Origin of the sequence: Candidatus Nitronauta litoralis (assembly GCA_015698285.1) — a bacterium.
Lineage (GTDB): Bacteria > Nitrospinota > Nitrospinia > Nitrospinales > Nitrospinaceae > Nitronauta > Nitronauta litoralis.
The window spans coordinates 3,436,888-3,451,217 of record CP048685.1; the positions used below are offsets into that span (position 1 = coordinate 3,436,888).

A 14,330-nucleotide genomic window follows, 5' to 3' on the forward strand; every position below is an offset into this window, starting at 1 on the left:
ACAGGATTCCCCACCCACAATCATGAATTACCATCCGGTAAACAATCTCAGGAGACAAAACTAATATGGCAGCACCGGTACTAGGCGTCATTGGAGGCAGCGGTCTTTACAGCATGAAAGACCTGGAAGTCCTGGAAGAAGTAACAGTAGACACCCCGTTTGGTGCTCCATCCGACGCACTCATTCGCGGAAATTTAATGGGACGGGAAATGTTGTTCCTGCCTCGTCATGGAGTGGGTCACCGGATTCCACCATCAGAGATCAACTATCGCGCCAATATATTTGCGATGAAGAAACTCGGTGTTAAGCGAATATTATCCGTGAGCGCGGTCGGCAGCATGAAAGAGGAAATTGTTCCGGGGCACATTGTTCTCCCGGATCAGTTTATAGACAGGACCCATCGGCGCATCAGTACGTTTTTCACAGACGGAATTGTCGGCCATGTGGCACTTGCAGATCCAATATGTTCGGACCTTCAAGGAAAAGTCGCAGAAGCTGCACAGGCGGCAGGAGCCACCCTTCATGTCGGTGGGACATATATCTGCATAGAAGGTCCTCAGTTTTCTACAAAAGCGGAATCCATGTTGTACCGGTCCTGGGGTGTCGATGTGATTGGCATGACCAATGTCACCGAGGCGAAACTCGCCAGAGAAGCTGGCCTGTGTTATGTGACCATGGCTCTTTCAACCGATTACGATTGCTGGCACAATGACCACGACTCGGTCACCCTTGAAGCAATACTTGAAATCATGCATCAGAATGTCGCTCTGGCGCAGGGAATTGTAAAGGAAACAGCAGCCGGGAATGTTGAAGAGACCAAGTGCGACTGTGCCAATGCGGCGGCGAGTGCGGTGGTAACAGACCGCTCTCGAATTCCTGAAAACCTTAAAAAAGATTTGAAAGTTTTATTTGGCTCATTATGAATAGATCACGATCAAAAGAACTTTTTGAAGCAGCCCAGGAAGTGATTCCCGGTGGAGTGAACAGTCCTGTAAGGGCATTTGCCGCTGTTGGTGGCGACCCGGTCTTCATGAAAGAAGCTCACGGAAATATCCTGACCGATGAAGACGGCAACCAGTTTATTGATTACAACTCATCCTGGGGCCCCCTTATCTTTGGCCACGCCCATCCCCGGATCGTGGAAGCCATTCGCACGACAGCGGGAATGAGCACCAGTTTTGGCACACCAATCGAAAACGAGATCCGGCTGGCAGGGCAGGTGGTTTCCGCTGTTCCCGGCATTGAAACGGTACGAATGGTCAACTCGGGTACAGAAGCGGTGATGAGTTCGATACGTCTGGCCCGAGGCCATACCGGTCGCGACAAAATTCTGAAATTTGAAGGGTGTTATCACGGACATGCCGACAGCCTTTTAGTGAAAGCAGGCTCAGGGCTGATATCGCTTGGGATTCCCGGCAGTCCCGGTGTTGTGGCGGATCTCGCCAAGCATACGTTGACCTTACCCTTCAACGACGCAGAAAAAGTCAAAGAATTATTCAGGAAGGAAGGAGACCAGATCGCCTGCCTGATTGTGGAACCTGTGGCAGGAAATATGGGAGTCGTTCCACCCAAACCCGGCTATCTGCAAACATTACGCGAAGTCACAGAGAAACATGGCACCCTGCTCATCTTTGATGAAGTCATAACTGGATTCCGGGTGGCGTTAGGTGGTGCACAGGAATTGTATGGAATTGTCCCTGACATGACCTGTCTTGGAAAAATCATTGGTGGCGGATTGCCTGTCGGAGCTTATGGTGGGCGACGCGACATTATGGATGGCATTGCCCCAACTGGTTCGGTTTATCAGGCCGGAACTTTGTCGGGCAATCCTTTGGCGATGGCTGCAGGAATTGAAATGCTCAACCTTCTTTCTGAGGACGGCGTCTACGACGATCTCGAGCAAAAGTCAGCAACGCTTTGTGATGGGTTTAAAGCCAACGTTGAGAAGCTTGGCATCAGTGCCTGCTTCACCCGGGTTGGTTCCATGTTCTCCATGTTTTTTACCGACAAAGAAGTTGTGGACTATGAATCCGTCACGTCTTGCGATACCGACTTGTTCAAGCGTTATTTCAACGGCATGTTGGATGAAGGCATTTATATAGCCCCCTCCCAGTTTGAAGCTGGCTTCATGTCCGCAGTCCACACCCAGGAAGATATCGAAAAAACTATAGAAGCCCAGTTCCGGGCTCTAAAAAAAGCAATTGAAGCTTAATCCATCGATTTGAAAGGAAAATCAATTCAATGAGTGAAATCAGCGCCATCATGGCCCGGCAAATTCTTGATTCCCGTGGGAACCCGACAGTTGAGGTGGATGTATTTCTGGAAGATGTTCTGATGGGAAGAGCTTCAGTTCCCTCCGGTGCTTCCACCGGTATGCGTGAAGCTCTCGAATTACGTGATGGAAAAAAGAAAGTCTATGGCGGTAAAGGGGTGAGCAAAGCGGTGGGAAATGTTAATACCCGAATCGCACCGGAGCTGCTTGGAATAGAGGTCACAGAGCAGGCGCTCATTGATGGCATCATGCTGGAGCTTGATGGAACCAAAAACAAAGGCAAACTGGGAGCCAATGCCATGCTGGGCGTTTCTCTTGCTGTTGCTAAAGCTGCGGCGAACGATGTTGAGCTTCCGTTGTTCCAATACCTGGGTGGCACCAATGCCCGGCAATTACCTGTCCCCATGATGAACGTTTTAAATGGTGGTGCGCACGCTGACAACAATGTCGATATCCAGGAATTCATGATTATGCCTGTCGGGGCAAAAAGTTTTTCCCACGCACTCCAGATGGGAACGGAAGTTTTTCACAGCCTGAAAGGTGTTTTGAAAAGCAAGAACTACAACACAGCAGTGGGAGACGAGGGCGGGTTTGCTCCGGACCTGAAATCCAATGAAGAAGCTGTTGAGGTTTTAATCACCGCCGTAAAAAAAGCAGGATACAAAATTGAAAAGGATGTCCTCCTGGCATTGGATGTAGCAGCCAGTGAATTGTATAAAGCCAACAAATACACACTCGCGGCTGAAAAAAAATCAAAACTGTCATCCGATGGGATGGTCGGCTTCCTGGAAAACCTGATTAAAAAGTATCCGATAGTCAGCGTTGAGGACGGTCTTGCAGAAAACGATTGGAAGGGCTGGAAAAAGCTGACAGATAAGGTTGGTCACAACACGCAGCTGGTGGGAGACGATATTTTCGTGACCAATACCGAGATTCTGTCAAAAGGCATTAAAGAGGGAATTGCCAACTCCATTCTGATCAAGGTCAACCAGATCGGAACATTGACCGAAACTCTTGAAGCCGTTGAAATGGCCAAACGCGCGGGATACACCGCTGTCATCTCTCACCGGTCGGGTGAAACAGAGGACACCACCATTGCGGACATTTCGGTGGCGGTCAATGCGGGCCAGATCAAGACGGGTAGCTTGTGCCGAACTGATCGAGTAGCAAAATACAATCAACTATTACGGATTGAAGAAACACTGGGTCCCGTGGCTGAATTTGTCGGACCAGATGTGTTTTACAACCTGACCTGATTCCAATATGGAATTTATAAAAAATCTCCTGCTAAACCTTTCGAAGTCCCAGAAGACGCTCATTCTGGGATTGTCGCTTTCCCTTATGATGCTGGTAGTTGCGATATTCAGTAAAGACGGGTTTGTGACTGTGCATGAATTTGAAAGCGAGCTTCAATCACTGGTTCAGCTCAATCAGAATATTGCAGAGGAAAATGAAAAACTACGCAAGGAAATTGAAGGTCTGAAGACAGATGGTTATCAAATAGAAAGCCTGGCACGGGAAAAACTCAACCTGGTTAAACCCGGTGAGGTGGTGTATCAGATTGTTCCAGAAGAGTCCCAACCCGAATAAAATTTCCCTCTTCAGATTTACCTCAATTCAACGCATTATTCCAGCAGGCTCTAAAAGCTGAACCCTTTATGTCTAAAGGGTTTTGTTCGTTTATACTTATATGCCGGTTTTGGCCAATGAATTACCCCTATAAAAACGATCCAAAAAAATTAATCGTAAATTGATTAACCTATTGATAATTTTGCTATAAATGTTACAGTAAGAACATCCGTTAAGACTGAATACCGGGGGACATACCGGGGCAAATCCAGGCAGCTTTTAGCACAGTTTTTTTATACGCCAGGTTCTTTGGCTAATTTAATTTTGTGCGTTATTCGTGGTGGGTTTACTGATTTTGCCCGGTTTTAAACCAAATAAAATTTCTGTAAATGTCTTCCAAGTGAAATTAGCTTGATTTCCTGGTCACTGTGATCGAGGATCAAATTTTAATTCTTATAGTGATGTTGATTAAGGAGGGATCATGACCAAGCAGGATATTATCAACCACGTTTCGCAAGAAGCTCACCTTTCTCGAGCCAAGGCTGAAGAGGCGGTTGAAACCGTTATTCGTCTGATCAAAGAATCGCTTGGTGCGGGAGAGCCTGTAATTTTGCGGCGTTTTGGTACGTTTCAGGTAAAGCAGAAATCCAAAAGGATGGGTAGAAATCCAAAAACGGGTGAAGAAGCTGAAATTTGCGAACGTAAAGTGGTTCGATTCAAATCCGGCAAGCACTTTAAACAGGCGGTCAACGAAGACGAGTAATCCGAAGGGGCCCCGAACAGGTCACATAATCAGCATAGCGTCCCCATAGCTGAAAAACCGGTACCGCTGGTCAATGGCCTCCTGATAGGCGCGGTCCATCAGCTCTTTTCCCCCAAAGGCGCAGACAAGAAGATACAAGGTTGACCTGGGTAAATGGAAATTGGTCAATAGACGGTCGACCACTTTAAAAGACTGCCCAGGATAAATAAACCGGTTCGTCCAACCGGAAGCGGTCCGATTAGGCAGCCCCTCCATATCCAGACTTTCCAATACACGGGTGGTGGTGGTTCCCACCCCCAACACTTTAGAACCCGATTCCTTAGCCTCCCTGACGGCATTTAAAGTATCTACCGGAACTCGATAATATTCTTTATGCATTTCATGATCTTCCACAACCTCAGTGCGGATTGGCTGAAAGGTCCCCACACCTACGTGCAAAGTGAGTGACACCGTTTTCGACCTACTCCTTACTTTTTCCAGAAGTTCAGTTGAAAAATGAAGCCCTGCCGTCGGGGCGGCAATAGCTCCCGGAGCTGTAGCAAACACTGTTTGATAGCGCTCACGATCCAAACGGTCCTGTTCAGGGTTTCTCTCTTTACGCTTGATATAGGGGGGAAGGGGAGGCAGCCCCACCTTTTCCAATACTGTTAACAAGTCTCCGGAGGTTTCAAAGCGAAATATACCCAGTCCTTCATGAATTCCATGGAAGATGGCTTTGAGCGGGTATTCCGGGGTTCCAAACTCGAATTCCTGCCCCTGTTTTATTTTGGCCAGTCCCTTCACCAGTGCCTGCCAGGTTGCCTGGTTGGTTTCCTGCACCAGCACCAGTTCCACCGCTTTTCCTGTGTCCGTATATTTTCCGATGAGACGTGCCGGTAAAACCCGGGTGTCATTCATAACCACCAATGGGCAATCTTCTAAATATTGGAGAAAGGCCGGAAATCGGTGATGTTCAATGAGACCCGATTCACGATCCACCACCATCAACCGCGATTCTTCGCGGTTTGGAACCGGGGTCTGGGCGATCAACTCCTCAGGCAAATCAAAATTGAAATCTGAAAGATTCATAGTCTAAAGTTAATTTTGGAATAGGGTCCCTAACCAATTGAAACTATTAATAAAATTTAATGGTTATTTACATTTTATGAGCTTATATTTCTTCCTGAAAGAGCCGATAAACGGGTAAAGGCTTGATAGAAAAAGCTGAACCTTTATAGCGTATTTACAATCGGTTACACAATGAATTTCAGGTTGACCTCGCGGGGGAAGATATTATACTCTTCCGGTTAGTATTTAAACGGGTCCAAACCAACCACCAATGCGAAATCAGGGGCTTAATATGCGTAACGTACTGAAATGTATGACATTAATGCTGGTAGCCTTAGGTCTTTTCATGACCGCAGCGCCAGATGCTGAAGCTAGAAAAAAGAAAATCCCAAAAAAGCCAAAGTATGTAGGATCAGTAAAATGTAATGGTAGCTGTCACGATCCTTATTATCAGGCTTGGAAAAACACACCTCACGGGAATTCGTTCGCAAGTTTAAAAGCCGGTGAAAAGGCTGACGCTAAAAAAGCCGCTGGCCTTGACCCTGAAAAAGACTATACAGACGACCCCACCTGTCTGCGCTGTCACACCACCGGGTATCGCGAAAAAGGCGGCTTTAAACCTCCTGGAAGTAAAAGTAAAAAAGGCAAGGATACCAGTACTCCTATTGATCCAGAAGAACCTAATAAGGAGCAGGTTGGCTGTGAAATGTGTCATGCCGCGATGGGAGGCAGTCAGTTCCGCGTGGTGATGAAAAACACCAAAGGCGATTTCAAAAAGGCCGATACTGAGAAATACGGTATGCGTTGGGATTACGCCAACGTTTGTACCCGGTGTCACATGCACCCGCAAAGCCCGCACAAAGACGAAAAGTTCGACTATGAAGCGAGCAAGGGTAAGGTCCATGACAAGGATAAATACTTCAGTGAAGACAACATGGATCAGAAACTTGAGAAAGTGGAAGATCGTGCTGCAGAGAAGGGTGTATCCGATGAAAAGCCATTGCGCATTGAAGAATGGAAGGTCAATGACAAGGGCAAGCTCAAATTCAAAAAAGGCACCCGGCCTTACAGCAAAAAGAAGAAAAAGCCCCTATACAAAAAAGGTTAATGTATGTAGGAGCTTTCCAGTTTAGAATAAAGGGCTCGCCGTTTTTCGGCGGGTCCTTTTTTTTATATGGCCTCTGGCTGAAATCAATAGGAAAAAATGATGCCTGAATTAAACTTTAAGAAAAAAGTACTGTGCATTGGCGCAGGTTATGTTGGTGGCCCCACAATGACCGTCATTGCCAATCACTGTCCAGACTATAAAATCCACGTCGTTGACATTTCCGAGGAAAGGATAGGACGCTGGAATTCAGACAACCTTCCCATTTTTGAACCCGGTCTCGAAGAACGTGTATTTAAGGTGCGCGGGAAAAACCTGTTTTTTTCAACGGATATTGAAGGTGGCATTGAAGAAGCGGATATAATTTTTGTTGCCGTCAACACCCCGACCAAAACTTTTGGGGAAGGCATCGGGCGGGCTGCCGATTTACAGTTTATCGAACAGACGGCAAGAAAAATCAGAGAAGCCTCCAAATCAAACAAAATTGTTATTGAAAAAAGTACGATACCGGTTCGTGCCGCAGAAACCCTGGGTAAGATTCTACACAGCGGAAAAGGCGGGCCTCGTTTTGAAATCCTTTCAAACCCCGAGTTCATGGCAGAAGGCACCGGTATTCAGGACATGGAAAGTCCGGACCGAATTTTAATCGGGTCCATGGAAACACCGGAAGGACAGGCGGCTCGCGATGAACTCATCAAGATTTATGAACATTGGGTCCCACGCGAACGGATTATCACAACCAACCTCTGGAGCAGCGAGCTGTCCAAACTGGTAGCCAACGCTTTCCTGGCCCAACGCATTACGTCGATCAACAGCATCAGCGCTGTTTGTGAAATGACCGAGGCAGATGTTTCCCAGGTCTCCGATGCCGTAGGACGCGACTCCAGAGTCGGTCCTAAATTCCTCAAAGCGGGCGTGGGCTTTGGAGGGTCCTGTTTTCGCAAGGATATCCTGAACCTGGTTTATCTTTGCGAACATTACGGCCTCGATGAAATTGGGCAATTCTGGAATTACGTTGTGAAATTAAACGATTTCCAGATGGACCGGTTTGTAAAGCGAATTTTAAAAGCCATGTTCAACACACTGGTCGATAAAAAAATTGCCATTTTCGGGTTTGCCTTTAAGCCGGATACCGGGGACACACGCGATGCGCCGGCGATTTTTATCTGCAAGCGATTGCTGGAAGAAAGGGCACATTTAGCGATTACAGACCCCCATGCCATCGAAAACGCCAAACTGGATATGGAAGGTTGTAACAATATTGAATTTATGGAAGACCCTTATAAAGCGGCGGAAGGGGCTCATGCCATTGCTTTACTAACAGAATGGAAGGAGTTCCGGGACCTCGATTTTCAAAGGCTCTTCGACAGTATGGAAAAACCAGCTTACTTGTTTGATGGCCGTAACCATCTAGACCACGATAAATTGTTTGATATTGGTTTCAACGTGTATTCAGTCGGGAAACCGGATCGGGATCATTTTTAGCCTGGCAACGCCCGGAGGAATAGAGGAGATGCGTCGGGTCGTCACGTTTATTAAATTTCCTGATATTCAAACATGTTTATATTTATTTCCTTATAGCTTACCCCACTCCCTTCCATTGGAACTCACCATTGGGTCCGAGTTTTGAAAAAGGGTTGTGGGCCACTTCCCACAAGTTACCATCCGGGTCAGCAAAGTACCCCGAGTACCCTCCCCAAAACACCTTTTCCGCCGGTTTAACGAGTTTCCCACCAGCGGTGACGGCTTCTTTTAATACCGCGTCCACTTCAGAATCAGATCGGACATTATAGGCAATGGTGATTGTTGAATACCCTGAGCTTTGAACATTTACCTTCGCTTCTTCGACCAGCTTTTCAAGTGGATACAGGGCGAGCGTCATTCCGCTAAGGTCATACGCGACGATCTGTTCCGCCTGGTCTTCGGATGCAACTTTCCAACCCAACGCATCGTAAAAAGCCTGCGCTTTTTTAATGTCCTTCACGCCAAGGGTTATGATGCTGATACGTTGTTCCATAGATTATCTCATTGTTTAAATGTGATATGAAAGCTCTGTGTTCATTCCAAAAACATGAGAAACAATCAGGTCCTGAAAAATGAACTGGCATGATTTCTAATGTTTCAAGGGAATAAGACAGTTATAATACCAAAAGTAAAAATAACAAAGGATCAGAAAAACACCTCACATCATATTTTGCGAGAGGAGGCCCAACCATGGCCAACAAACATGAGCCACATCATTTCGCAAAGGATCAAACGGGTTCCCGGCAGGAAATAGCGGATTACATGAGTTCGCCGGTCTTGAGTATTAATTCGTCCGCAACAGTAAAAGAAGCTGCAAAATTGATGACCGAAAATAATTTAGGGTCCTTGCTTGTAAAGGGAAATGGAACCTATGATGGCATCGTCACAGAAACAGACTTGACTCGGAGAGTGATCGGAAAAGGATTAAACCCCGAAACGACCCAGATTAATTTAGTAATGAGTCAACCCATTCAAACACTCGATTGCCACAGGCCTGTGACAGAGGCTAATTCCTTCATGGCCCAAAAGAAAATCCGGCATTTGGCCATCACAGACAATGGGGTAATTGTTGGGATGTTATCCGTCAGGGATCTGGTTTCATTTTTTGCCAATCCCAGACTTCGCTAAACAAGATAAAGGTTCAGGTTTATTCCTGGATTATTGAAAACCCGCCTATCACAAACAGGGATTCAATTTTCGGTTTCCTGAGGAGTGTGGCAGTAGGTGCAACCCTCCATCGGGCGATGCGGCATGATGGGAACATTTTTAGTTTGCCCCAGATGACACTCTAAACAATTGGCAGCTGTATCAGTCGGAATATGATACGGGTGGGCCGTTAGATGTGGCGCGGAATCAAGAAAATAATATATAAAGGTTCCAGCAATAATGAGTCCCAATACCGCCATGGCTTTATAAAAATTGATCTGCCCTGCCAGCGGATTCTCTTTTTTCCTTTTGCGTTTAGCCATTTTTTTAACGGGACTCCAAATGTTTAAATAATTATTAACCTGGCAACATCCAGGCCCTGAGTTTTCAGGCCCTGTTCGTGACCAAAAGTATTGATCTTTTGTAATCCCGAATCAATCCGTGAAAGCGATAACGTCAATTTCCACCTTGGCACCCTTGGGAAGGGCGGCCGCTTGCACGCAGGCCCGGGCGGGTTTGCCTTCTGCAAAATATTTCTCATAAACCGCGTTCATGCGGGCAAAATGACCCATATCGGCAAGATATACTGTTGCCTTTACTACGTGTTCCAAAGTTAAACCAGCAGCCTCTAATATGGCCTGGATATTATTCAAGGTTCTTTCCGTCTCCTCCTCAATTTCTCCCGAGTGAAATTCACCTGTTACGGGGTCCAGCGCAATTTGCCCTGAAGTGTAAACAAAACTGCCAACTCGTATCGCCTGCTGATAAGGACCAATCGCCGCAGGAGCTTTATCTGTATGAATGCCTTCTTTTTTCATTTTCAAGATCCGTTTTTAGTGATTAAGTGCTTTGTGTCATCTGCTTCAGCAGAGGATAAGATTTTAACTCACGCCCAAGACGGGCAAGAACGAGACGGTGAGTGAATTGTTCCAGTTCCTGCTCCGTATCTTTTGGGATTTTCAAGCGGGTCCAGCGCTGAAGATCATGTGTGAGTAACCGCTTCAAGTATTGCAGTGTTCCCAACTTAATTCTGGCTTCAACCGGATTTCCCTCAAGGCACGGCGCACAGAAAATTCCCTGGCTATTGTAACTGAATCCCACCCAGTGTGAACGCGGAAACTTCCGGCACTTCACACATTGCTCGAGGCGTGGCCTGTAGCCCAGCAAGGATAAAAGCCGAAGCTCAAAAATACGACACAAGAGCTCCGGGTTTTGTTCAGGATTGAGAGCTTCCAGGGAAGCTGTCGCAAAAGCAAAAACCTCGGTATCACAATGGCCTTCTGCCGTCAGACTATCGAGCAGTTCAATAAAGTACAGGGCGTAAAAAAAGGTATCCAGAGAGTCGCGGATTTCCTGATGAAAGGAAACGATGTCGCACTGATTGACGCGAAACAGATCCTGGTGCTCTTTCCCAAAATAGATCAGGGACACCAGGGTTAAGGGCTCCAGGGAAGCACCGTATCGGCTTTTTAGGCGACGTGCCCCCTTCGCCACAGCTTTGACCTTTCCATATCGTTCGGTAAAGAACGTCACCAGTTTGTCTGTATCAGATAAATAATGGACTTTTAAAACGAGAGCCCGGGTTCTGAAAAGAGGCAAGTCAGGCTCCTTCCAATTCAAGCAGGAATCGTTTTTTGTTCAGGCCCCCGGTATAACCTCCAATACTCCCGTCCTTTCGGATTATCCGATGACACGGTACTATAATTGGAATCGGGTTCTTTCCATTTGCCCCGCCAACGGCCCGAACGGCTTTGGGCTGACCGATGGCCTCGGCAATCCAGGCATAGCTTCGGGTATCTCCATGTGGGATGGATTGAAGTGCTTTCCAGACTTTTTGTTGGAAATCAGTCCCCTGGTTCAGATCGAGTTTACAGGTAAACTTTTGGCGCTTTCCTGCAAAATATTCTTCCAGTTGACGAATAACCGTTTCCAACTTTACCGGGTTTTCCTGCGGTATCTCTGGGTAGCTTTTTTTCAAATAGGTTATGAACGAATTCCGGTTCCTGATTCGGGTTCGGACTTCACAGAGCCCTTTCTCAGATGATACCAATCCCAAGTCCCCCATGGGCGATTCAAAAATTGTAAAGTAGAATTTTTGAGCCTTGAACGGCCCTGTGCCTGGTTTTCTCATTGTCAAAGAATTTTGCGTGCTAATGAAATAAGTGGAGCCAGGGAATTGTCGATGGAGTGAGCCCGGGTATCCTTCGCTTTGATTGCAGATACCAGACTATTATGACGGTCACCATCATACACTGTAACGGCCGCACCAATAAGAAAATTAAAATGATCATCACTGGAACCAATCGAAGAAAGCCCTAGTGACCCTGAGTAATTTTCATTGAATCCATGGGCAGCGCTGATATCTTCGATCCCATCTATTAACCCAGTGAGATACTCTTTAATAAATGAAATGGGAACGCCAAACGGGTAAGAGCGTTGGAGCTCAGGGTGGGGGATAACTGTTGCACCTCCCATTTCACGGGTCAGTCCTGCTGCCGCTTCCACAGAAAACCATTTTTGCTCGAATGGTAAAAATCGTTTTTCAAGAGAGATAAGATCATTGCCTGCTGAATACTCTTCGGGAAAAAGGGAAATCAAATGTCCCTGCTCGGTACTGATCTCAAAAGCGGGATAAGCCCTTATGGGTGGAATGTTTTTTAATTTCCAGTTTTGGAGACATTGATAGCGATCCTGAATCGATTTAATTACCGGCTCCATTGGAAAGCGGTCCGCAGCAAGGTGCTCGGTTAGAACAACAAAGTCCAACCCTAGCGATGCGGCTCGATTAAGAATCGATTCAACGGAGAAATACCCATCTGAGTAAAAAGAGTGGCAATGCAATTCCCCAACCACAATATTCGGGTTTTCCTCTTTAAGCTTGCTGATCCGGGTTCTGATCCTATGGTCGAGAAAACTTTTTCCCACAAACTTCGTCGCGGGTGCCACCACGGCGCCCCTAATTCCTTTGGTAATCACCGGAGTATCGGGTAACGTCAAGGGAGTTTTCTTCAAAAAAACACTGCTTTTTCCACGTCCTTCCATATTCTAATTATACGACGACGGGATGCAGTTAGCACCGAAGAATGGAATTATTGAAATGTATGAACCAGCCAAAGACTGAGCTCAGGGAAGTAGGTGATGAGCATGAGCCCGATGAGCATCAAACCAAGAAACGGAAGGCTTGCCTGATACATCTTTAATACCGGCTCATTGAATCTGGAACTGGACAAGAAGAGATTGATTCCGACTGGGGGAGTCATATAGCCAATTTCAAGGTTTGTTAGAAAAATGATTCCAAGATGAACCATGTCGACACCGAAACTTTGAGCGATCGGTACAATCAGGGGAACCACCACAATAATTGCCGAAAAAATATCCATGAGGCAGCCTACAATCAGCAGGAATATATTGAGAACAATCAAAAAGGTAATCTTGTCATCAATATAAGTACCCATCGCTTCAAGTATCTGCATCGGGACCTGTTCATCAACCAGATAACTGGTAAAACCCAGAGCGGTTCCGAGGATGATCAGGATTGAACCGACCAGCACCATGCTGGTTTTCATAATCCGAGGCACATCGCTAAGAAGGTTCAAATCCTTGTATAGGACCGTCTCAACCAGCAGAACATACACAACGGTAACCGCCGCCGCTTCGGTAACGGTTATGAACCCACCATAAATTCCCCACAGGATCAGAAAGGGCAGGGGGATCTCCCAGCGCGCCTGTTTGATTGCAGACCAGGCCTCCCGACGGTTAAAAGGGGTGATAGGAATCTTCAACTTTTTTCCCATAGCAAAGCTGTAACAGAAAAAAATCAGGATCAGGAAAATTCCCGGAATTATCCCTGCCAGAAAAAGCTGATCTATGTTTACCTGAGCAATCAGGCCATACAATATGAGAGGAAGAGATGGGGGAAAAAGAAGTCCAAGGCTCCCCGAAGCGGTGAGGAGCCCAAGAGAAAATTTTCGTGAATAGTGCTCACGAATCAGCATTGGATAGAGCAATCCTCCCAGGGCAATAATGGTCACTCCGGATGCGCCTGTGAATGCAGTAAAAAAACCACAGGCCACAAGAGCTACCAGAGGCGTCCCACCTGGAAGGGCCCCAAGAAAAGTTTCGGTCAACCGAGTGAGCCTTTTTGGGGTCCCGCTTTCAGCCATCAGAAAACCGGCAAATGTAAAAAGGGGAATGGCGATCAAACTGGGCTGACTGGTTACTCGATACAGTTCGATAAAAACTGCGGCACTTTCAATGTCAGCAAGAAAAAACAGGATCAGGGCTAATGCGCCAATAATCGCGTAAAGCGGGGTCCCTACCAAAGCCAGCAGAACCAACCCACCTGTAATGGCCAGTGTCATTTGGAGCTCTCCGTTTGTCTGAAAGCGTCCCAGGCGGTGAAAAGGAACCGGACCCCAATAATTGTCAGGCTATAGGGGAGAATCGTCTGAAACCACCAGGTTGGAATTTCTGCGAAAAGAGTGGCTTCTCCTTCACGTTCGAAAACCAGAAATTCCAGGGCTGCTTTGGCGAGGAACAGACTGATAATAGCTGCAGCAAGCCTTGAGATGACTTTTAACCATCGTCTGACTTGCGGAGATACCAGGTGAGGGATAAAATCTATTGAGAGGTGACGGTTCTCATGAACGGCAAGAGAAGCCCCCAGAAAACCGACCCACAGGACAAGTTGTCTGCACAGGGTATCCGCCCACAAAAACCCCTCGTTAAAAAAGTTTCGGAGGACCACTTGCCCAAATGACAGGGAAACTAGGGCAATTAAAACTAATATTAAAAAAAAAGTTTCTACCCGGGCGAGCAGAGTATCAAAACTTCTCAAAATGCGCATGATCTGGCCCGTTCTACAGGAATGGGAAAACGTTTTTTCTCAAAGCCGGGGCGAAAGT

The 14,330-nt window shown here is 46.7% G+C and carries 17 protein-coding genes; 8 read left to right on the forward strand and 9 right to left on the reverse strand.

Annotation, left to right across the window (positions count from 1 at the left end):
• Positions 1-65: 65 nt before the first annotated feature.
• The 5 genes from mtnP (at position 66) to G3M70_15690 (ending at position 4,604) form a co-directional block, all read left to right on the forward strand.
• Positions 66-923, forward strand: a complete 858-nt coding sequence (gene mtnP, locus G3M70_15670; GenBank protein QPJ63234.1) for an S-methyl-5'-thioadenosine phosphorylase — start codon at positions 66-68, stop codon at positions 921-923.
• Positions 920-2,212: a glutamate-1-semialdehyde 2,1-aminomutase gene (gene hemL, locus G3M70_15675; protein QPJ63235.1), complete on the forward strand. Its 1,293-nt coding sequence runs from the start codon at positions 920-922 to the stop codon at positions 2,210-2,212. Before mtnP ends, hemL begins: the two co-directional genes overlap by 4 nt.
• Positions 2,213-2,241: 29 nt before the next feature.
• Entirely contained in the window at positions 2,242-3,528 is a 1,287-nt protein-coding gene (gene eno, locus G3M70_15680) for a phosphopyruvate hydratase (GenBank protein ID QPJ63236.1), read from the forward strand.
• Between the two features lie 28 nt (positions 3,529-3,556).
• Complete coding sequence (locus G3M70_15685) at positions 3,557-3,862, forward strand: septum formation initiator family protein (protein ID QPJ63845.1); 306 nt, start codon at positions 3,557-3,559, stop codon at positions 3,860-3,862.
• Positions 3,863-4,322: 460 nt separating this feature from the next.
• Positions 4,323-4,604 (forward strand): integration host factor subunit alpha, encoded by a 282-nt coding sequence (locus tag G3M70_15690; protein ID QPJ63237.1) that lies wholly within the window; start codon positions 4,323-4,325, stop codon positions 4,602-4,604.
• Positions 4,605-4,625: 21 nt separating this feature from the next.
• On the opposite strand, the gene queA is transcribed toward G3M70_15690, so the two are convergent.
• Positions 4,626-5,672, reverse strand: a complete 1,047-nt coding sequence (gene queA, locus G3M70_15695; GenBank protein ID QPJ63238.1) for a tRNA preQ1(34) S-adenosylmethionine ribosyltransferase-isomerase QueA — start codon at positions 5,670-5,672, stop codon at positions 4,626-4,628.
• A 250-nt stretch (positions 5,673-5,922) separates the two neighbouring features.
• On the opposite strand from queA, the gene G3M70_15700 reads away from it, so the two are divergent.
• A complete protein-coding gene (locus tag G3M70_15700) occupies positions 5,923-6,759 on the forward strand; it encodes a cytochrome C-554 (protein QPJ63239.1) in 837 nt (278 codons plus the stop codon).
• Between the two features lie 99 nt (positions 6,760-6,858).
• Positions 6,859-8,241, forward strand: a complete 1,383-nt coding sequence (locus G3M70_15705; protein QPJ63846.1) for a nucleotide sugar dehydrogenase — start codon at positions 6,859-6,861, stop codon at positions 8,239-8,241.
• Between the two features lie 97 nt (positions 8,242-8,338).
• On the opposite strand, the gene G3M70_15710 is transcribed toward G3M70_15705, so the two are convergent.
• A complete protein-coding gene (locus G3M70_15710) occupies positions 8,339-8,773 on the reverse strand; it encodes a VOC family protein (GenBank protein QPJ63240.1) in 435 nt (144 codons plus the stop codon).
• A 197-nt stretch (positions 8,774-8,970) separates the two neighbouring features.
• Here G3M70_15710 and G3M70_15715 point away from each other — a divergent pair, with 197 nt between their 5' ends.
• Positions 8,971-9,408, forward strand: coding sequence for a CBS domain-containing protein (locus G3M70_15715; protein QPJ63241.1), 438 nt, complete (start codon positions 8,971-8,973; stop codon positions 9,406-9,408).
• A gap of 62 nt (positions 9,409-9,470) precedes the next feature.
• Here the strand turns inward: G3M70_15715 and G3M70_15720 are convergent, their stop codons facing one another.
• The 7 genes from G3M70_15720 to G3M70_15750 form a co-directional block, all read right to left on the reverse strand.
• A complete protein-coding gene (locus G3M70_15720) occupies positions 9,471-9,749 on the reverse strand; it encodes a hypothetical protein (GenBank protein QPJ63242.1) in 279 nt (92 codons plus the stop codon).
• A gap of 111 nt (positions 9,750-9,860) precedes the next feature.
• Positions 9,861-10,244: a RidA family protein gene (locus G3M70_15725; GenBank protein QPJ63243.1), complete on the reverse strand. Its 384-nt coding sequence runs from the start codon at positions 10,242-10,244 to the stop codon at positions 9,861-9,863.
• 22 nt (positions 10,245-10,266) lie between these two features.
• Positions 10,267-11,025 (reverse strand): DNA repair protein RecO, encoded by a 759-nt coding sequence (gene recO, locus G3M70_15730; protein ID QPJ63244.1) that lies wholly within the window; start codon positions 11,023-11,025, stop codon positions 10,267-10,269.
• A gap of 1 nt (position 11,026) precedes the next feature.
• Complete coding sequence (locus G3M70_15735; protein QPJ63245.1) at positions 11,027-11,557, reverse strand: methylated-DNA--[protein]-cysteine S-methyltransferase; 531 nt, start codon at positions 11,555-11,557, stop codon at positions 11,027-11,029.
• 2 nt (positions 11,558-11,559) lie between these two features.
• A complete protein-coding gene (locus tag G3M70_15740; GenBank protein QPJ63246.1) occupies positions 11,560-12,423 on the reverse strand; it encodes a PHP domain-containing protein in 864 nt (287 codons plus the stop codon).
• A gap of 92 nt (positions 12,424-12,515) precedes the next feature.
• Complete coding sequence (locus G3M70_15745; GenBank protein QPJ63247.1) at positions 12,516-13,787, reverse strand: TRAP transporter large permease; 1,272 nt, start codon at positions 13,785-13,787, stop codon at positions 12,516-12,518.
• Positions 13,784-14,272 carry a TRAP transporter small permease gene (locus G3M70_15750; GenBank protein QPJ63248.1) on the reverse strand — a complete coding sequence of 163 codons (489 nt, stop codon included), beginning with the start codon at positions 14,270-14,272 and terminating at the stop codon, positions 13,784-13,786. The genes G3M70_15745 and G3M70_15750 overlap by 4 nt, the downstream gene beginning before the upstream one ends.
• Positions 14,273-14,330 lie beyond the last annotated feature (58 nt).

Coding starts and splice junctions, on each gene's coding strand:
- mtnP (QPJ63234.1), top strand. CDS start 66: ATGGCAGCACCGGTACTAGGCGTCATTGGAGGCAGCGGTCTTTACAGC.
- hemL (QPJ63235.1), top strand. CDS start 920: ATGAATAGATCACGATCAAAAGAACTTTTTGAAGCAGCCCAGGAAGTG.
- eno (QPJ63236.1), top strand. CDS start 2,242: ATGAGTGAAATCAGCGCCATCATGGCCCGGCAAATTCTTGATTCCCGT.
- G3M70_15690 (QPJ63237.1), top strand. CDS start 4,323: ATGACCAAGCAGGATATTATCAACCACGTTTCGCAAGAAGCTCACCTT.
- queA (QPJ63238.1), bottom strand. CDS start 5,672: ATGAATCTTTCAGATTTCAATTTTGATTTGCCTGAGGAGTTGATCGCC.
- G3M70_15700 (QPJ63239.1), top strand. CDS start 5,923: ATGCGAAATCAGGGGCTTAATATGCGTAACGTACTGAAATGTATGACA.
- G3M70_15705 (QPJ63846.1), top strand. CDS start 6,859: ATGCCTGAATTAAACTTTAAGAAAAAAGTACTGTGCATTGGCGCAGGT.
- G3M70_15710 (QPJ63240.1), bottom strand. CDS start 8,773: ATGGAACAACGTATCAGCATCATAACCCTTGGCGTGAAGGACATTAAA.
- G3M70_15715 (QPJ63241.1), top strand. CDS start 8,971: ATGGCCAACAAACATGAGCCACATCATTTCGCAAAGGATCAAACGGGT.
- G3M70_15720 (QPJ63242.1), bottom strand. CDS start 9,749: ATGGCTAAACGCAAAAGGAAAAAAGAGAATCCGCTGGCAGGGCAGATC.
- G3M70_15725 (QPJ63243.1), bottom strand. CDS start 10,244: ATGAAAAAAGAAGGCATTCATACAGATAAAGCTCCTGCGGCGATTGGT.
- G3M70_15735 (QPJ63245.1), bottom strand. CDS start 11,557: ATGAGAAAACCAGGCACAGGGCCGTTCAAGGCTCAAAAATTCTACTTT.
- G3M70_15745 (QPJ63247.1), bottom strand. CDS start 13,787: ATGACACTGGCCATTACAGGTGGGTTGGTTCTGCTGGCTTTGGTAGGG.
- G3M70_15750 (QPJ63248.1), bottom strand. CDS start 14,272: ATGCGCATTTTGAGAAGTTTTGATACTCTGCTCGCCCGGGTAGAAACT.